15 protein-coding genes are annotated in these 13406 nt (G+C 40.1%); 7 read left to right on the forward strand and 8 right to left on the reverse strand.

The features are described from left to right. The 4 genes from AAU57_RS11440 to rpsA form a co-directional block, all read right to left on the reverse strand. Positions 1-333, reverse strand: a complete 333-nt coding sequence (locus AAU57_RS11440) for a hypothetical protein (RefSeq protein ID WP_055413037.1) — start codon at positions 331-333, stop codon at positions 1-3. Continuing rightward, positions 323-1261, reverse strand: coding sequence for an aspartate carbamoyltransferase catalytic subunit (locus AAU57_RS11445; protein WP_055413038.1), 939 nt, complete (start codon positions 1259-1261; stop codon positions 323-325). Before AAU57_RS11445 ends, AAU57_RS11440 begins: the two co-directional genes overlap by 11 nt. Further along, positions 1258-1806, reverse strand: coding sequence for a bifunctional pyr operon transcriptional regulator/uracil phosphoribosyltransferase PyrR (pyrR, locus tag AAU57_RS11450; RefSeq protein WP_055413039.1), 549 nt, complete (start codon positions 1804-1806; stop codon positions 1258-1260). The genes AAU57_RS11445 and pyrR overlap by 4 nt, the downstream gene beginning before the upstream one ends. 366 nt (positions 1807-2172) lie before the next feature. Then, positions 2173-4080 carry a 30S ribosomal protein S1 gene (gene rpsA / locus AAU57_RS11455; protein WP_197275408.1) on the reverse strand — a complete coding sequence of 636 codons (1908 nt, stop codon included), beginning with the start codon at positions 4078-4080 and terminating at the stop codon, positions 2173-2175. Positions 4081-4407: 327 nt separating this feature from the next. Between rpsA and AAU57_RS11465 the strand changes: the two genes are divergently transcribed. Next, positions 4408-4905, forward strand: coding sequence for a hypothetical protein (locus AAU57_RS11465; protein ID WP_055413041.1), 498 nt, complete (start codon positions 4408-4410; stop codon positions 4903-4905). 14 nt (positions 4906-4919) lie between these two features. On the opposite strand, the gene cmk is transcribed toward AAU57_RS11465, so the two are convergent. Then, positions 4920-5621 carry a (d)CMP kinase gene (cmk, locus tag AAU57_RS11470; RefSeq protein ID WP_055413042.1) on the reverse strand — a complete coding sequence of 234 codons (702 nt, stop codon included), beginning with the start codon at positions 5619-5621 and terminating at the stop codon, positions 4920-4922. A 1-nt stretch (position 5622) separates the two neighbouring features. Then, a complete protein-coding gene (gene porQ, locus AAU57_RS11475) occupies positions 5623-6645 on the reverse strand; it encodes a type IX secretion system protein PorQ (protein ID WP_055413043.1) in 1023 nt (340 codons plus the stop codon). 183 nt (positions 6646-6828) lie between these two features. On the opposite strand from porQ, the gene AAU57_RS11480 reads away from it, so the two are divergent. From AAU57_RS11480 to AAU57_RS11490, 3 genes are all read left to right on the forward strand, one after another. After that, positions 6829-7242 carry a hypothetical protein gene (locus AAU57_RS11480; protein ID WP_055413044.1) on the forward strand — a complete coding sequence of 138 codons (414 nt, stop codon included), beginning with the start codon at positions 6829-6831 and terminating at the stop codon, positions 7240-7242. Between the two features lie 98 nt (positions 7243-7340). Continuing rightward, positions 7341-7877: a porin family protein gene (locus AAU57_RS11485; protein WP_055413045.1), complete on the forward strand. Its 537-nt coding sequence runs from the start codon at positions 7341-7343 to the stop codon at positions 7875-7877. Positions 7878-8044: 167 nt separating this feature from the next. Next, positions 8045-8428, forward strand: a complete 384-nt coding sequence (locus AAU57_RS11490) for a hypothetical protein (protein WP_055413046.1) — start codon at positions 8045-8047, stop codon at positions 8426-8428. Positions 8429-8500: 72 nt separating this feature from the next. Here the strand turns inward: AAU57_RS11490 and AAU57_RS11495 are convergent, their stop codons facing one another. Further along, on the reverse strand, positions 8501-9181 hold the full coding sequence (locus AAU57_RS11495) for a DUF2490 domain-containing protein (RefSeq protein ID WP_055413047.1): 681 nt from the start codon (positions 9179-9181) through the stop codon (positions 8501-8503). Positions 9182-9498: 317 nt separating this feature from the next. On the opposite strand from AAU57_RS11495, the gene AAU57_RS11500 reads away from it, so the two are divergent. The 3 genes from AAU57_RS11500 (at position 9499) to AAU57_RS11510 (ending at position 11608) form a co-directional block, all read left to right on the forward strand. Beyond that, positions 9499-10362 (forward strand): RNA polymerase sigma factor RpoD/SigA, encoded by an 864-nt coding sequence (locus AAU57_RS11500; protein ID WP_041497103.1) that lies wholly within the window; start codon positions 9499-9501, stop codon positions 10360-10362. Between the two features lie 114 nt (positions 10363-10476). Then, the gene (locus AAU57_RS11505; RefSeq protein WP_156340130.1) at positions 10477-11091 is read left to right on the forward strand and encodes a hypothetical protein; all 615 of its coding nucleotides are present in this window, start codon (positions 10477-10479) and stop codon (positions 11089-11091) included. 277 nt (positions 11092-11368) lie between these two features. After that, positions 11369-11608, forward strand: a complete 240-nt coding sequence (locus AAU57_RS11510; RefSeq protein ID WP_055413049.1) for a hypothetical protein — start codon at positions 11369-11371, stop codon at positions 11606-11608. A 26-nt stretch (positions 11609-11634) separates the two neighbouring features. On the opposite strand, the gene AAU57_RS11515 is transcribed toward AAU57_RS11510, so the two are convergent. Further along, positions 11635-13386 carry an ABC transporter ATP-binding protein gene (locus AAU57_RS11515; protein ID WP_055413050.1) on the reverse strand — a complete coding sequence of 584 codons (1752 nt, stop codon included), beginning with the start codon at positions 13384-13386 and terminating at the stop codon, positions 11635-11637. Positions 13387-13406: the final 20 nt, after the last annotated feature.

A 13406-nucleotide genomic window follows, 5' to 3' on the forward strand; every position in this document is an offset into this window, starting at 1 on the left:
TTAAAATCCTAGATCGCGTTCTATTTCTTCCATCTCAATAATGTCTTCAGCTTCTTGTAGTGTTGGCACCACAATGATTTCATCTGGAATATCTCCTGATGGAATGGCACTATTGATAATAACCAAAGATTTTTTTTCAGCTCTATGAGTATTACTCAATGTCAAGAAGCACAGCAAATCCTGAAGGCTCATCTCATCGTATTTGGAAATATCAATCACTAGATTGACATCTATGAACTTATCGTGAATGCGTGTAAGGAAATTGGCAAAATCACAAACGTCATCGTGATCATCCTTCAATAGGGTATACTTATCGGTTACTTTACTGGTCATTGTGCTGAATTTTTGAGGCGATCAAATAAAGAACCGCCATGCGGATCGCAACCCCATTTTCTACTTGATTTAATATAATGGCTTGGCTAGAGTCTGCTACTTCACTGGTAATCTCTACACCGCGATTGATAGGTCCTGGATGCATGATTACAATTTCCTTATCCAGACTGTCCAAAATTTCTCTAGTAACACCGTACTGCTGCACATATTCTCGTACACTGGGAAAATATGAGATATCCATACGCTCATTTTGTACTCGTAGCATATTAGCTACATCACACCATTCCAAAGCTTTTTTAAGATTGAGTTCAACCTTGACTCCTAGATCTTGAATATGTCTCGGGATCAATGTTGCTGGACCGCAGACCATCACCTCAGCACCTAGTTTTTTCAAACAATAGATATTAGACAACGCCACGCGGCTGTGTAGAATATCACCAACGATGACTACTTTCTTACCGTCAAGGGAACCTAACTTTTCTCTTATGGAATAACTATCCAATAAAGCTTGAGTAGGATGCTCATGTGCACCATCACCGGCATTCACGATTCTAGCGTTGACGTGTTTGGAAAGAAAAACACCAGCACCAGGATTGGGGTGACGCATGACGACTATATCCACTTTCATGGCCAGAATATTGTTGACCGTGTCAATGAGCGTTTCGCCCTTCTTGACAGAACTTTGAGCTGCACTAAAGTTGATTACGTCTGCACTAAGGCGCTTTTCCGCCAACTCAAAGGAAAGCTTTGTTCTCGTTGAGTTTTCAAAGAATAGGTTTGCAATAGTAATGTCCCGTAAGGATGGTACTTTCTTAATAGGCCTATTGATGACTTCCTTAAATTGATCTGCTGTTTTATGAATCAATTGGATATCCTCTGTCGTGAGGTATTTGATTCCCAATAGATGGTCGACACTCAATTGACTCATTGGTCGTTAGTTTTAAGTAGGTATACCGCATCTTCATCTGCGTTTTCCTTCCACATTACTTTTACCTTTTGGTTGCCAATGGCATCCACTTGTCTACCGTTATAATCTGGTTGTATGGGCAAATGGCGTGAAAAGCGTCTATCGATAAGGGTAAGCAATTCAATAGCCTTAGGTCTACCAAAAGACTGTAATGCTGTTAGGGCCGCTCTAATACTGCGCCCAGTATATAACACATCGTCAACTATAACAACGTTCATGTTTTCTACCACAAAATCAATCTCGGTAGAGTTGGCTTTAAGTGGTTCTTCACCACGACGAAAGTCATCTCTATAAAATGTAATATCTAACAATCCAGTGCGCAAATTGTGAATTTGATAGTTCTCTACCAGTAATTTTTTAAGCCTGTAAAGTAGAAAGGTACCTCTAGGCTGTACGCCTATTAAAGCGGTATTTTTAAAATCTCCATGGTTTTCAATAAGCTGACACGCTAGCCGATTCAAAATGATATCGATCTCTACGGCGTTGAGAAGAAGTTTCTGGCTCATTAAATCTTTGAATGACCACAAATATAAAGTATTTGAACAATGAATGGTTTATGGAGATTGGCAATTTTGCCAGTTGATTTGAACAAACTGGATCTGGTTTATATGTGTTTTGATAAAAGAATAAAGCATAAAGAATTTGATAAATTAATAAACTTAAATCCTGTTTTGCGTTAGGGATTGAAATGAAAATCCTTTTTAAATAGAAGAGAGCGCAGCGTTCTTATATTTAAAAAGATTGTAATGTAAAGCCCGACCGTCCTGATCATATCAGGACGGTAACGCCCTAATCAACCTATTGTTTTACTGCATAAAAAAATCCCTTGTCAACTAAATGACAAGGGATTCCTAGTTTATAAAAGTTGAAGTTTATTCTTCTTCTTTAGCTGCTTTTTTAGACTTCTTTTTAGGCTCTTCCTTTGGGGCTTTACCTTCCATTCTGTCTTTCAATGCTTGTAGCTTAGAGTTAGCGTCACCCAGCGTTGGCTTATCAGCTTCTTGTTGCTGCTTAGCTGCCTGCTTAACGATTTTAGCCTCTTCTTCCTTATGGATTACCATATGGGATCCTACTACACGCTTGAATTCTTTGTTGAACTCGATGATCTCGATTTCTGCCTTCTCACCTTTTCCTAACTTAGTTCCATCTTCTTTTTCAAGGTGACGGGTTGGGATGAATACGGTGATATCGTCGTTGAATTTAACTACAGCGCCTTTATCAACCATTTCAGTGATTTCAACCTCATGCTTAGTACCTAGACCAAATTCAGCCTCGTACTTATCCCATGGGTTATCTTTAGTCTGCTTATGACCTAGAGATAGTTTGCGACCGTTAACATCTAGTTCAAGAACTACTACGTCTAACTTGTCACCAACTGAACAGAATTCTGATGGGTGCTTGATTTTCTTAGTCCAAGAAAGGTCAGAGATGTAGATCAATCCATCAACTCCTTCTTCCAATTCTACGAATACACCAAAGTTGGTAAAGTTTCTAACGATACCTGTGTGACGTGATCCAACTGGATACTTAGAAGTAATGTCTGTCCATGGGTCTTGAGAAAGTTGCTTCATACCTAGAGACATCTTACGATCTTCTCTATCTACGGTAAGAACTTCTGCCTCGATAATGTCTCCTACTTTTACAAAGTCACCAGCACTTCTTAAGTGTGTTGACCATGACATTTCAGATACGTGAACGAGTCCTTCAACTCCTTCTTCTACCTCAACAAATGCACCGTAGTCTGCAATAACTACTACTTTACCTTTTACTTTATCACCTGGCTTGATCTTGTCAGAAAGAGCTTCCCATGGGTGTGGCTCCAATTGCTTAAGACCTAACTGGATGCGTGACTTATCTTCATCAAAGTCAAGGATTACCACGTTAAGTGTTTGATCAAGATCTACTACCTCATTAGGGTGGTTGATACGTGACCATGAAAGGTCTGTAATGTGAACTAGTCCATCTACACCACCTAGATCTACAAACACACCGTAAGAAGTGATGTTTTTCACAACACCTTCCAGTACTTGTCCTTTCTCTAGACGAGAGATGATTTCTTTTTTCTGCTCTTCAATATCTGCCTCAATAAGTGCTTTGTGCGATACAACAACGTTTTTGAACTCGTGGTTGATTTTCACCACCTTGAATTCCATTGTTTTATCAACGTATGCATCATAGTCGCGGATAGGCTTCACATCGATTTGTGATCCTGGAAGGAACGCCTCGATACCAAATACGTCTACGATCATACCACCTTTAGTACGACATTTTACATACCCATTAACGATCTCGCCAGTATCGTGTGCATTGTTCACACGCTCCCATGCTTTGATCAAACGAGCTTTACGGTGAGAAAGGATCAATTGTCCAGTCGCATCTTCACGCACGTCTACAAGAACCTCAACCTTGTCACCTACTTTTAGGTTAGGGTTGTAACGGAACTCGTTAAGGGAAATAACACCTTCAGATTTTGCATTGATGTCAATGATCGCATCACGATCTGTCATCTTGATTACCTCACCTTCAATAACATCAGAGTCGATGGTATCCACAAAGTTTTCGGCAACCAGCTTTTCAAAAGCCTTAAGTTGGTCCTCATCTACTTTCTCGATACCTTCACTGTAACGTTCCCAGTCAAAAGTGTCCAAAAATTCTTGAGGATCTTGTTGTTTTTTAGGAGCCTCGACAGGAGTCGCCGCTTCTACTTGTTCTTGAACCTGAGTTTCTGCCACACCATCTTGTGCCGCTTCAAGTTCTTGTTTTGTTGTTTCTTCAGCCATGTTTTGTTTGCTGATTAAAATTTGTATTCTAAGGTCTGCCGGAAACTTATAGAAACTTCCCTAGAAGATTTTTATAAAGTTTTGATTCCCAAACGGTTTCCGTGTTCTCGTTTTGGGCTTGCAAAAGTACAAATTAATTTAAAAATCTACAAAGTTTTTGAGACCCTAGTGGTTGATTTTGAGTTCGCTTTCGCGAAAGCGGATCCTTTATGATCATAATCAACAAAAAAATGGATGACATCCCATTAGACCTAATTGCTGATCTTTGTGGCAAGATTTCTGTTGGGGAATGGATCAAGATTTATGAAAACCAAATCAAACCATAATATGTTCAAGAATATTCTAGTTGCCTTTTGTGGCGTGTTGCTGCTGGCATCCTGTAATGAAAAGCCCGTTGTGATCGATGATCCACGTAACCATCCAGAACAATTTAAAAAAGTGGATACGGTAGAACGTGTAAAGATGATGGAGGTTTTAAAACAAGACACTTATCTCAATGACCTGGATCCAGATGCCGGCATGGAGATCCAGAAAGACCAGATCAATATGTTCTACAGGTCTGAACAGGACAGCATCGATGACTATTATGACTACGTGGTCAATCAAGACTACAACGGTAAAAACTATGCTGAAGAAGGCGTCACGTTCCTGCACCTCATACGCAATGGAGATTCCCTACATTATGAAATTATCGCCAACAATAGAGATGTGCTGCGCTTCAAATATTTAGGAGACGATAGCATCCATGAATTCTTTCCTGCAAAACGTCCCGGCAAGTTGCCAGAGATTTTACCTAATGATGCAGATGATAATGAGTTGGAGTAATTTAAGTTTAAAGTCTAGGCCTGCAGTCTTTTGAGTTCCTCTCTGGCCCAATGCAACAAGGTGTCAAATTGCTCGTCACGATCCATATGACTGGTATCGAGCAATCGTGCATCAGCAGCTTGAACTAATGGACTGTCCTCACGATTGGAATCTATCTGGTCACGTTCTATGACATTGTTGAGAACGTCTTCATACTTTACATGATCACCGCGTTTTTTGAGTTCTTCATAACGTCTTTTGGCGCGCTCATCAGCGGCTGCGGTCATGAACACTTTTAATTCCGCATCTGGGAAAACTACCGTGCCTATATCGCGACCATCCATGACGACGCCTTTTTCGGCACCCATTTTTTGTTGCTGTTCCACAAGTTTGGAACGCACGGCAGAAACTTCTGCGATCTTGCTCACGACACTGCTTACCTCAAGGGTTCTTATTTCCTTTTCAATATTGCGACCATTGAGACAGACCTCGTTATTTCCGTTTTCTGGATGGCGTTCAAACGTAATGGTGATCTCGTGAAGTCTTTGCTCCAGCTTTGATTTGTCCAAGATGCCGTTGTGGATTAAGTTTTCGCTTAAAGCGAAAAAAGAAACCGCTCGATACATCGCTCCTGTATCTACATATAGATAACCCAATTCTTGCGCAAGTTGCTTTGCGGCAGTGCTTTTCCCAGTGCTGGAATGCCCATCAATGGCAATGGTGATTTTACGTTGCATATTATTGCAAGTTAACATTTACACCTATAAAACTGGTGTGCGAGGCAAGACTATAACGAGAGTGTGCATAGCTAAAACGCAATTTCCTGATCTTGAGTGAGAATCCAGCGCTTAAACCAGAGAAGGCTCTGGTGTCCTGGATGCGCAACTCTTCTGCCCTACGGAAACTATAACCCAATCGCAACTGGAAATCAGATTCTGGGAAGATCTCTACACCTAGAACCGTGTGACGCAATGCATTATTAAAAAAACCTGGATCGTCCTCAATCACATTTCCATCCAGATCTCGCTGCGCGTTGGCACTGTTTGAAAAAGCAATGTCCCATTGTTGTAAATTTTCCAAAGTCACATGTAAACGTAAAGGCAACATGCGCATGGTATTTGAAAAACCTGCTGCAATCTCTAATGGTAAATTTTCATACACCTCATTATATGCCGTGAATTGAGTACCCAGATTGCGTATGACCAACGCACCGCGTATAGCCTTGTCTTCATCATAATACAGCAAACCTAGATCAACCGCACCACCTAGCGAGGTAAAGTTTTCCAGCTGTGAACTAATCAGTTTTGCATTGACACCCACATAAAAGTCTGACCATGGTATATTGTAGGCATAACCCAAAGAAACCGCTACCTCATTACCGCTAAATTCTCCTGTAGAATTTCCCTGCTCGTCGTACCCATCAAATTTTCCATAATTCAAATAGGTCACACCGGCATGAAAGGTTTGTACCCGACGATCCCAAGTGTAGGCGTAGCTTGCCGTACCGTAGTTGACATCACCCAAGTAATTGACATAATTCACCTGCAACTGATTATCCATCTTAGGGTTGATGGTCGCTGGATTGTAGATCGCTGTTGTAGGGTCATAACCTACAGCAGTAAGTACACGACCGCCTAAAGCTGCCTGTTTTGTTCCTGAGACCAGATTGAGAAATTGATATGTCGCCTCACCACCTATTTGCCCATAACAGATCGCGCCGGTAAATAGTAGTGTAAGTAAAACGAGGTAATGGTGACGCATTAAGAGTTGTAGATTGCTATAACTAAACGACTGCAAGTTTAATTTATTTTTGACGGGCTATAAAGTGGTACTAGTTATTTGTTAGTTGGGGATTTCGCTTTCGCGAAAGCGTGCTCATTTCCAATCTCGATGAATCTCTTAAATCCATAACGCCATGAATAATCTTACACCTAAAATCGAGCTATGGGGCTGACCCTTTGGGAATTATTGAAACTGTGTACTGATGTAGGTCTGGTCGTACTCATCTGGATGGTGCAGCTAGTGATCTATCCCAGTTTTTGCCATTTTGGAAAAGAAGGATTTGACCGCTGGCACCACATCTACATGAGGAATATTACGTTTATTGTCCTGCCATTGATGTTGGGACAACTAATCCTTTCTGGATACCTGCTTTACGATTCAGGGTTTGAATTCTTACATATCGTTGATTTTTTACTGGTAGGCAGTATGTGGTTGTCTACAGCACTATTTTACAAACCACAGCATGAGAAACTGGTCGCTCAAAAGTTTGATGTACCACTTTGTGATCAATTAACTAAGACCAATTGGTGGAGAGTTGTAGTATGGACAATAATAGTTTTATTAAATATTATTTAGTGAGTTGTATTTATCAATAAGATTATTCAAAAAATACTAATCATAATTTTACACTTTAATATATCTTCGAATCATCGTAATTATTAAATCAATCAAAAATGGTAAAACAAATTTTATTTATTGGAGTGGTAATTTTTAGCACAATTTTCGCTCAAGCTCAAACGTCAAATAACGGTATCAAAGCAGGCTTCAATAGTCTTAGTTTAAGTGTATCAGACGAAAACGTATCTGCAAACTCAGATTTATCTGGATTCTACATTGGAGTTTATGGGGAGTTTGGTCTGAGTGAAAATTTTAATATACAGCCAGAATTACAAGCGATCTTGTCGTTTTCTGAAGGTGAGTCTTCAAGCACTCTTGCACTACCAGTAATGTTTGAATACCTTGCCACACCTAAGCTTGCATTACAAGCGGGACCTCAATTTGAATATTTACTTGATGAAGAATCAGAGGGTCTTAGAAAATTTGGTGTAGGTTTTGGTGCAGGACTTTCTTTTGACCTCACAGATAAACTTTTCATTGATGGACGATATGTGTTTGGATTAAACAATCGCTTTGAAGATGATTTATTTTTTGGTGAAGACGTTAAGCTTAATTTTAATTATATTCAAGTCGGTTTGGGATTTCGCCTATAAAAGGTCCTTAATTTTAAATTTTTTTAAAACCAAAGTCAAGGCTTTGGTTTTTTTATGTTCTATTTTTTATCAAATCTCAAAATAGAATTTTCAGGGTTTCAATAAGTTATTTATTTAGAATTTTGAAAGCTCTTTCTTGAAATCTGACCAAAACCTAAATTATATTCATGAAACTTACACTACAACTTGCTGCGATCTACAATATTCTTTGGGGTGCTTGGGTCGTATTATTTCCACAAATGTTTTGGGAACTGGTAGGCATGGAGCCGTTAAATCAGCCTATGGTATGGCAAGGAATGGGAATGGTAATAGGTGTTTATGGTCTAGGCTACTGGTGGGCGAGCTATGATCCCATGCGTCACTGGCCTATAGTTGCCGTTGGTATGTTGGGTAAGATTTTTGGGCCGTTGGGATTTGTCTTTAATTATGCGCAGGGAAAAGTTCCCTTTGAATTTATCTATACGCTGGTAACCAATGACTTCATCTGGTGGATTCCTTTTTTCTTGATTTTGAAAAAAGTGCATACCGACTATAAATGGAAGCTGACTTAGCCTAACCATACATAGTTTTGGCTTCACTAGTATCCAGCGAAAGCCGACTGTCGTCAATACACGGATAAGTACTTAAAACGACTGAAATACAGAGAGTACTAATTGACCTTTTGAAGTATTGCTGGTAATCTCACGCATATAACCAGCTTGTGCGCGCAGATCTTGTGAGATCCTATATCCTACACCGCCAAAACTCCAATTGCGATCAAACCTATTCACGGTAGAGTTGCGCAATTGAGTCTCGCCATTAATAAAAACCTCGTTCCAAAACGGCAAATAGAATTTGGATTGCTGTTCATCCTTATAAAAATGGATGTTTACAAAAATCGTATAACGCGCCCTGCTACGGAAATCCTGATCCTCTATAAACCGCTCTTCAAACCTAAAGCGATGCCGTATACTCACCGTTTTGCCAGCGTTGGTATCCAACCAGACATCCTGATGCAAACGATGCTCGGAAGTACTGCCATCCTTGTCGCCAAAGGGCTCGCCGTAGAAATATCCATAACCAGCGTGCAGCTCTACCGTACCTATGGCGGGTGTATAGACCACTGCTGCCCTAGCAATAAATTGCTGGAAATCACTACTCAACTCATAGGTGCGATACTGAAAATCTCCAGCTACCTTCCACTTGTTCCCAACAGGTAAGCTATAGAAATACTGGCTCCACAATCCTGTCTCGCTCACACCTTTTTGTGACAGTCCTACCTGACAGACCAAAAGAATGAAAAGAAGGCTCGATAGATTTTTCATGAATACAAAATAAGCATATAAAGCTACAAAGGCTTCGGCTTTAAGACAAAGATGCCGTGTTCTCATTATTTTTTTCACCACTAACGACAACGTGATAGTACTAGTGGTGACGTGAAAATCCGCTTTCGCGAAAGCGATAAAAACGACCAGCACTGTAACAAGAAACCTGGTCTGCCGACTAATGGAAAAGTATTGAAAGTCGCGCCATTGCTGGTCTGAATAAGTGTCAGAATATTCGGCTTTGGTATGATTATTGCTATTAATAATTTGATTGTCAAGAGCTGACAGTCGCCTAATTTTTTAATCTTTTTATTTTAATGAGACAACTCAAAATCACCAAGCAGGTCACTAACCGTGAGTCTAAATCCCTGGACAAGTACCTACAAGACATCTCTAAGATCGACCTGATCACTGCAGAGGAAGAAGTGGAACTTGCACAGCGTATTAAAAAAGGTGATCAGAGAGCACTTGAGAGATTGACTACCGCAAACTTACGTTTTGTGGTTTCTGTTGCAAAACAGTATCAAAATCAAGGGCTTAAATTACCCGATCTTATTAATGAAGGAAATGCAGGTCTTGTAAAGGCTGCCAAAAGGTTTGATGAAACTCGCGGTTTCAAATTCATATCGTACGCGGTATGGTGGATACGCCAGTCGATCTTACAGGCACTAGCAGAGCAGTCCCGTATCGTGCGTCTTCCATTGAATAAAATTGGTTCGATTAACAAAATCAACAAGGCTTTTTCACACCTTGAGCAATTGCACGAGCGTCCACCATCGCCAGAAGAACTAGCCACTGAGCTAGACATGACGGTGAGCGACGTGAAACAATCGCTTAAAAATGCCGGGCGTCACGTATCCATGGATGCGCCGCTTAAAGAAGGTGAGACTTCTAACCTCTATGACGTTGTACGTAGTGGAGAGTCACCTAATCCTGACAAGGATCTATTGCATGAATCCCTTACACTAGAGATTACACGTGCCCTAGAGACACTTTCTCAAAAAGAGGCAGATGTTATTTCGCTATACTTCGGTATCGGGAACCAGCAGCCTATGAGTCTGGAAGAAATAGGTGAAACTTTTGACTTGACCCGTGAGCGCGTGCGCCAGATCAAGGAAAAAGGAATCAAGAGACTGCGCCAGAACAGCCGCAGCAAAATCTTGAAGTCTTATCTAGGATAAGCCATTTTATCATATTTTTTTTTACTGAAGCGCCTGCAAGGGCGCTTTTTTATTGGCCAAGATCTTTTAATTAATGTCGCAAACTTATATTTGAACCTAAACAAGAGATTCATAATGAAGAATTGGATTATAATATTATTTACCTTCTTTTTTTTAGCTGGCTGCACATCAACGAAGTCAATTTCTAAATCATTTGACAGTTCAAGTACAAAAGGTATTTTTTTCGGAACGATTACTTTTCCAAAGACAAAATCTAAAATGGAAAACTTCAGCTTATTTTATCGATTGAAAGGTGCGGAAGATGATAAAAAATATAAACAGAATATATATGTCAAAAACGTACAGAAAAATCCATTTACACAATATGTAAAATTCAGTGCAGAGAAAGAAACAACCGATGAATATATCTATTCATTTGCATTTGAAGTTTCACCTGGCAATTACGAATTTTATCAATTAGAAAAATCTTTACTTAATGCCGCAGGATCCGTAAATTTCACTTCAAGTGAATTTTCAATAAACTACGAAGTCAAGTCAGGCAAGCCTACCTACGTAGGTGATTACAAATTCTATGAAGATGGAAATGATAATGGAGCGCTAATTGAAATTTCAAATGACAGAAAAAAAGCCATTGAACTTTTGACTGATGAATTTCAGAATATAAATTGGAGCGAGTCTCTTAGCGATGTGCCCGCAATTAGTAATAACAATATAATTGAGATCAAATAAGAAATTTATTCTGAGCTAATAAATTAATGAATTATGAATTCAAATTTCTGAATTTACTCATACGAGTGCTTTTGATCATATTATCAATGTATCAAGAGACTGCGCCAGAACAGCCGCAGTAAAATCTTGAAGTCTTATCTAGGATAAGCCATTTTATCATACTTATTTACTTAAGTGCCTGCAAGGGCGCTTTTTAATTGGGGTAAAAATATGATAGTTTAATTTAGTTCCTGATTAGAATTAAATAGCTATTGTCATTATTAAAAAAAGGTGAATCATGAGTAAGAAGAAGTATACTGATCAACAATTAAGACGTCGCTACTGGATCTTCGGTGGTTTAGGAATGGGAGCGCTTGGGTTTGGATTATCTGCCCTAGTTGAAAGCGGTTTCTTAAAGCACGGTGATGCAGAGTCATGGCAATGGATAATGGCAGGAACCGTATCGCTGGTGCTAATAATGATGGGTATTAATTTCTTGTTTGAATCTTTTAGTTGTAAAATACAATTGAAGCAATAAAAATTACAAAAAGACTTTCATCAAGATTAAATCCTAGCCTGATACGTATACAAATCAAAGTATCTGCCTTCTAGAGCGATCAGTTCTTCATGGGTACCGCGCTCGGCAATTTCACCAGCTTCAATGACTAGAATTTGATTTGCTTTTTTGATCGTGCTTAAGCGGTGAGCGATGACGATAGTGGTTCTATCCTTGACTAGTTCGCTTAGGGATTTTTGAATCAGCGCTTCACTTTCTGTATCTAGGTTAGATGTAGCTTCATCTAAGATGATGATTTTAGGATCGGCTAGGATGGCTCTGGCAATAGCGATGCGTTGACGCTGGCCTCCAGAAAGTTTCACACCACGCTCGCCTATCAAGGTATCGAGACCGTCTTCAAAACGATCCGTGAATTCATTGACATAACCCGCTTTAACAGCTGCGAGCAATCGTTCCTCGCTAGCGTCTGGTCTTGGAAACAAGATATTTTCTCTGATGGTTCCCTCAAATAGAAATTCATCTTGTAAAACTACGCCCAGATGCTTTCTAAAACTGGCTAGTTTCACTTTGGACATATCCTGACCATCAATGGTCACGACACCTTTATTTGGATTTAAAAAAGTGGCCGACAAACCTGCAATGGTTGATTTTCCAGAACCAGAACTTCCTACCAGCGCTACTGTAGTACCAGCCATAGCTTCAAAAGAAATGTTATGGATGACCTCTTTACCTTTCTCGTATGAAAATGAGACATTGTCAAATTTGAGATTGCCTTTAAATTGGTTCAATTCGATGGTGCGCTCGCCCATTTGATCTTCGGGCGTCAGGTTCATCAATTCTTCAGTTCGGTCCAGTCCTGCAAGCGCTTCTGTAAGTTGGCTGCCTATGTTGCTCATTTGGATGATAGGCGCTATCATAAACCCCAATAAAATCGTGAAGAACAAAAACTCTCCTGTCGTCATATCGCCTTCCATCATAAAGTAGCCACCTATTCCCATGATGCCTACTGACGCCAGACCCAAGAGAAAAGTAGCACTACTGGTTACCACAGCAGTAGAAGTCAAACTCTTTTTGACATTTTGATATAGCCGCTCCACGCCATCTTCAAAGATTTTGTTTTCCTGTTCCTCAGCGCCAAAACCTTTGATGACTCGCACGCCAGCGAGCGTTTCAGTAAGCCTACCGGTCACCTCGGCATTTATTTTCCCGCGATTTCTAAAAATAGGACGTATGTATTTGAAGGCTTTCAAGGCAACAAATCCAAAAACTGCCACAGGTAAAAACACAAACAGCGTCATCCAGGCATTGATGCGTATCAATAGCACCAGCGAGACTACGGCTGTGATCGTACCGCCTACCAACTGTACCAATCCTGTTCCTATCAAATTACGTACACCTTCTACATCATTCATGATTCGGGAAACCAGCGCTCCAGATTTTGTATTGTCAAAAAAACTAATAGGCAGTGAGAGTACTTTTTTCTGCACTTGGGCGCGTAGTTCTGAAATCAAATACTGCGCTTGCACGCTCAAAATTCTGGTCAACAAAAATGATGTAATCGCCTGCACCAGCAAGGCCACACCTACCAGCCAGAGCAAATCATACAAGGCTTCAAAATCCTTATTGGGAATCACGTCGTCCAGCAGCGCTTTGGATTTCCAAGGCAACACAAGGCTGGCCAATCGACTAATAACGATGAGTACCAAACCAATCAGCACCAATTTTCTACGCGGCCAGATGATGGTTTTAAACGCAGATGTGATCGTCACCTTGCTTTGGGATTTGGAGGATTCTTTCATAGATGGTAAAGATAGAGTTT

It is taken from the genome of Nonlabens sp. YIK11 (assembly GCF_001413925.1).
Taxonomy (GTDB): domain Bacteria; phylum Bacteroidota; class Bacteroidia; order Flavobacteriales; family Flavobacteriaceae; genus Nonlabens.

Excerpts from the sequence above, each read along its gene's own strand:
- AAU57_RS11440 (WP_055413037.1), bottom strand. The coding sequence starts at position 333 with ATGACCAGTAAAGTAACCGATAAGTATACCCTATTGAAGGATGATCAC.
- AAU57_RS11445 (WP_055413038.1), bottom strand. The coding sequence starts at position 1,261 with ATGAGTCAATTGAGTGTCGACCATCTATTGGGAATCAAATACCTCACG.
- pyrR (WP_055413039.1), bottom strand. The coding sequence starts at position 1,806 with ATGAGCCAGAAACTTCTTCTCAACGCCGTAGAGATCGATATCATTTTG.
- rpsA (WP_197275408.1), bottom strand. The coding sequence starts at position 4,080 with ATGGCTGAAGAAACAACAAAACAAGAACTTGAAGCGGCACAAGATGGT.
- AAU57_RS11465 (WP_055413041.1), top strand. The coding sequence starts at position 4,408 with ATGTTCAAGAATATTCTAGTTGCCTTTTGTGGCGTGTTGCTGCTGGCA.
- cmk (WP_055413042.1), bottom strand. The coding sequence starts at position 5,621 with ATGCAACGTAAAATCACCATTGCCATTGATGGGCATTCCAGCACTGGG.
- porQ (WP_055413043.1), bottom strand. The coding sequence starts at position 6,645 with ATGCGTCACCATTACCTCGTTTTACTTACACTACTATTTACCGGCGCG.
- AAU57_RS11480 (WP_055413044.1), top strand. The coding sequence starts at position 6,829 with ATGGGGCTGACCCTTTGGGAATTATTGAAACTGTGTACTGATGTAGGT.
- AAU57_RS11485 (WP_055413045.1), top strand. The coding sequence starts at position 7,341 with ATGGTAAAACAAATTTTATTTATTGGAGTGGTAATTTTTAGCACAATT.
- AAU57_RS11490 (WP_055413046.1), top strand. The coding sequence starts at position 8,045 with ATGAAACTTACACTACAACTTGCTGCGATCTACAATATTCTTTGGGGT.
- AAU57_RS11495 (WP_055413047.1), bottom strand. The coding sequence starts at position 9,181 with ATGAAAAATCTATCGAGCCTTCTTTTCATTCTTTTGGTCTGTCAGGTA.
- AAU57_RS11500 (WP_041497103.1), top strand. The coding sequence starts at position 9,499 with ATGAGACAACTCAAAATCACCAAGCAGGTCACTAACCGTGAGTCTAAA.
- AAU57_RS11505 (WP_156340130.1), top strand. The coding sequence starts at position 10,477 with ATGAAGAATTGGATTATAATATTATTTACCTTCTTTTTTTTAGCTGGC.
- AAU57_RS11510 (WP_055413049.1), top strand. The coding sequence starts at position 11,369 with ATGAGTAAGAAGAAGTATACTGATCAACAATTAAGACGTCGCTACTGG.
- AAU57_RS11515 (WP_055413050.1), bottom strand. The coding sequence starts at position 13,386 with ATGAAAGAATCCTCCAAATCCCAAAGCAAGGTGACGATCACATCTGCG.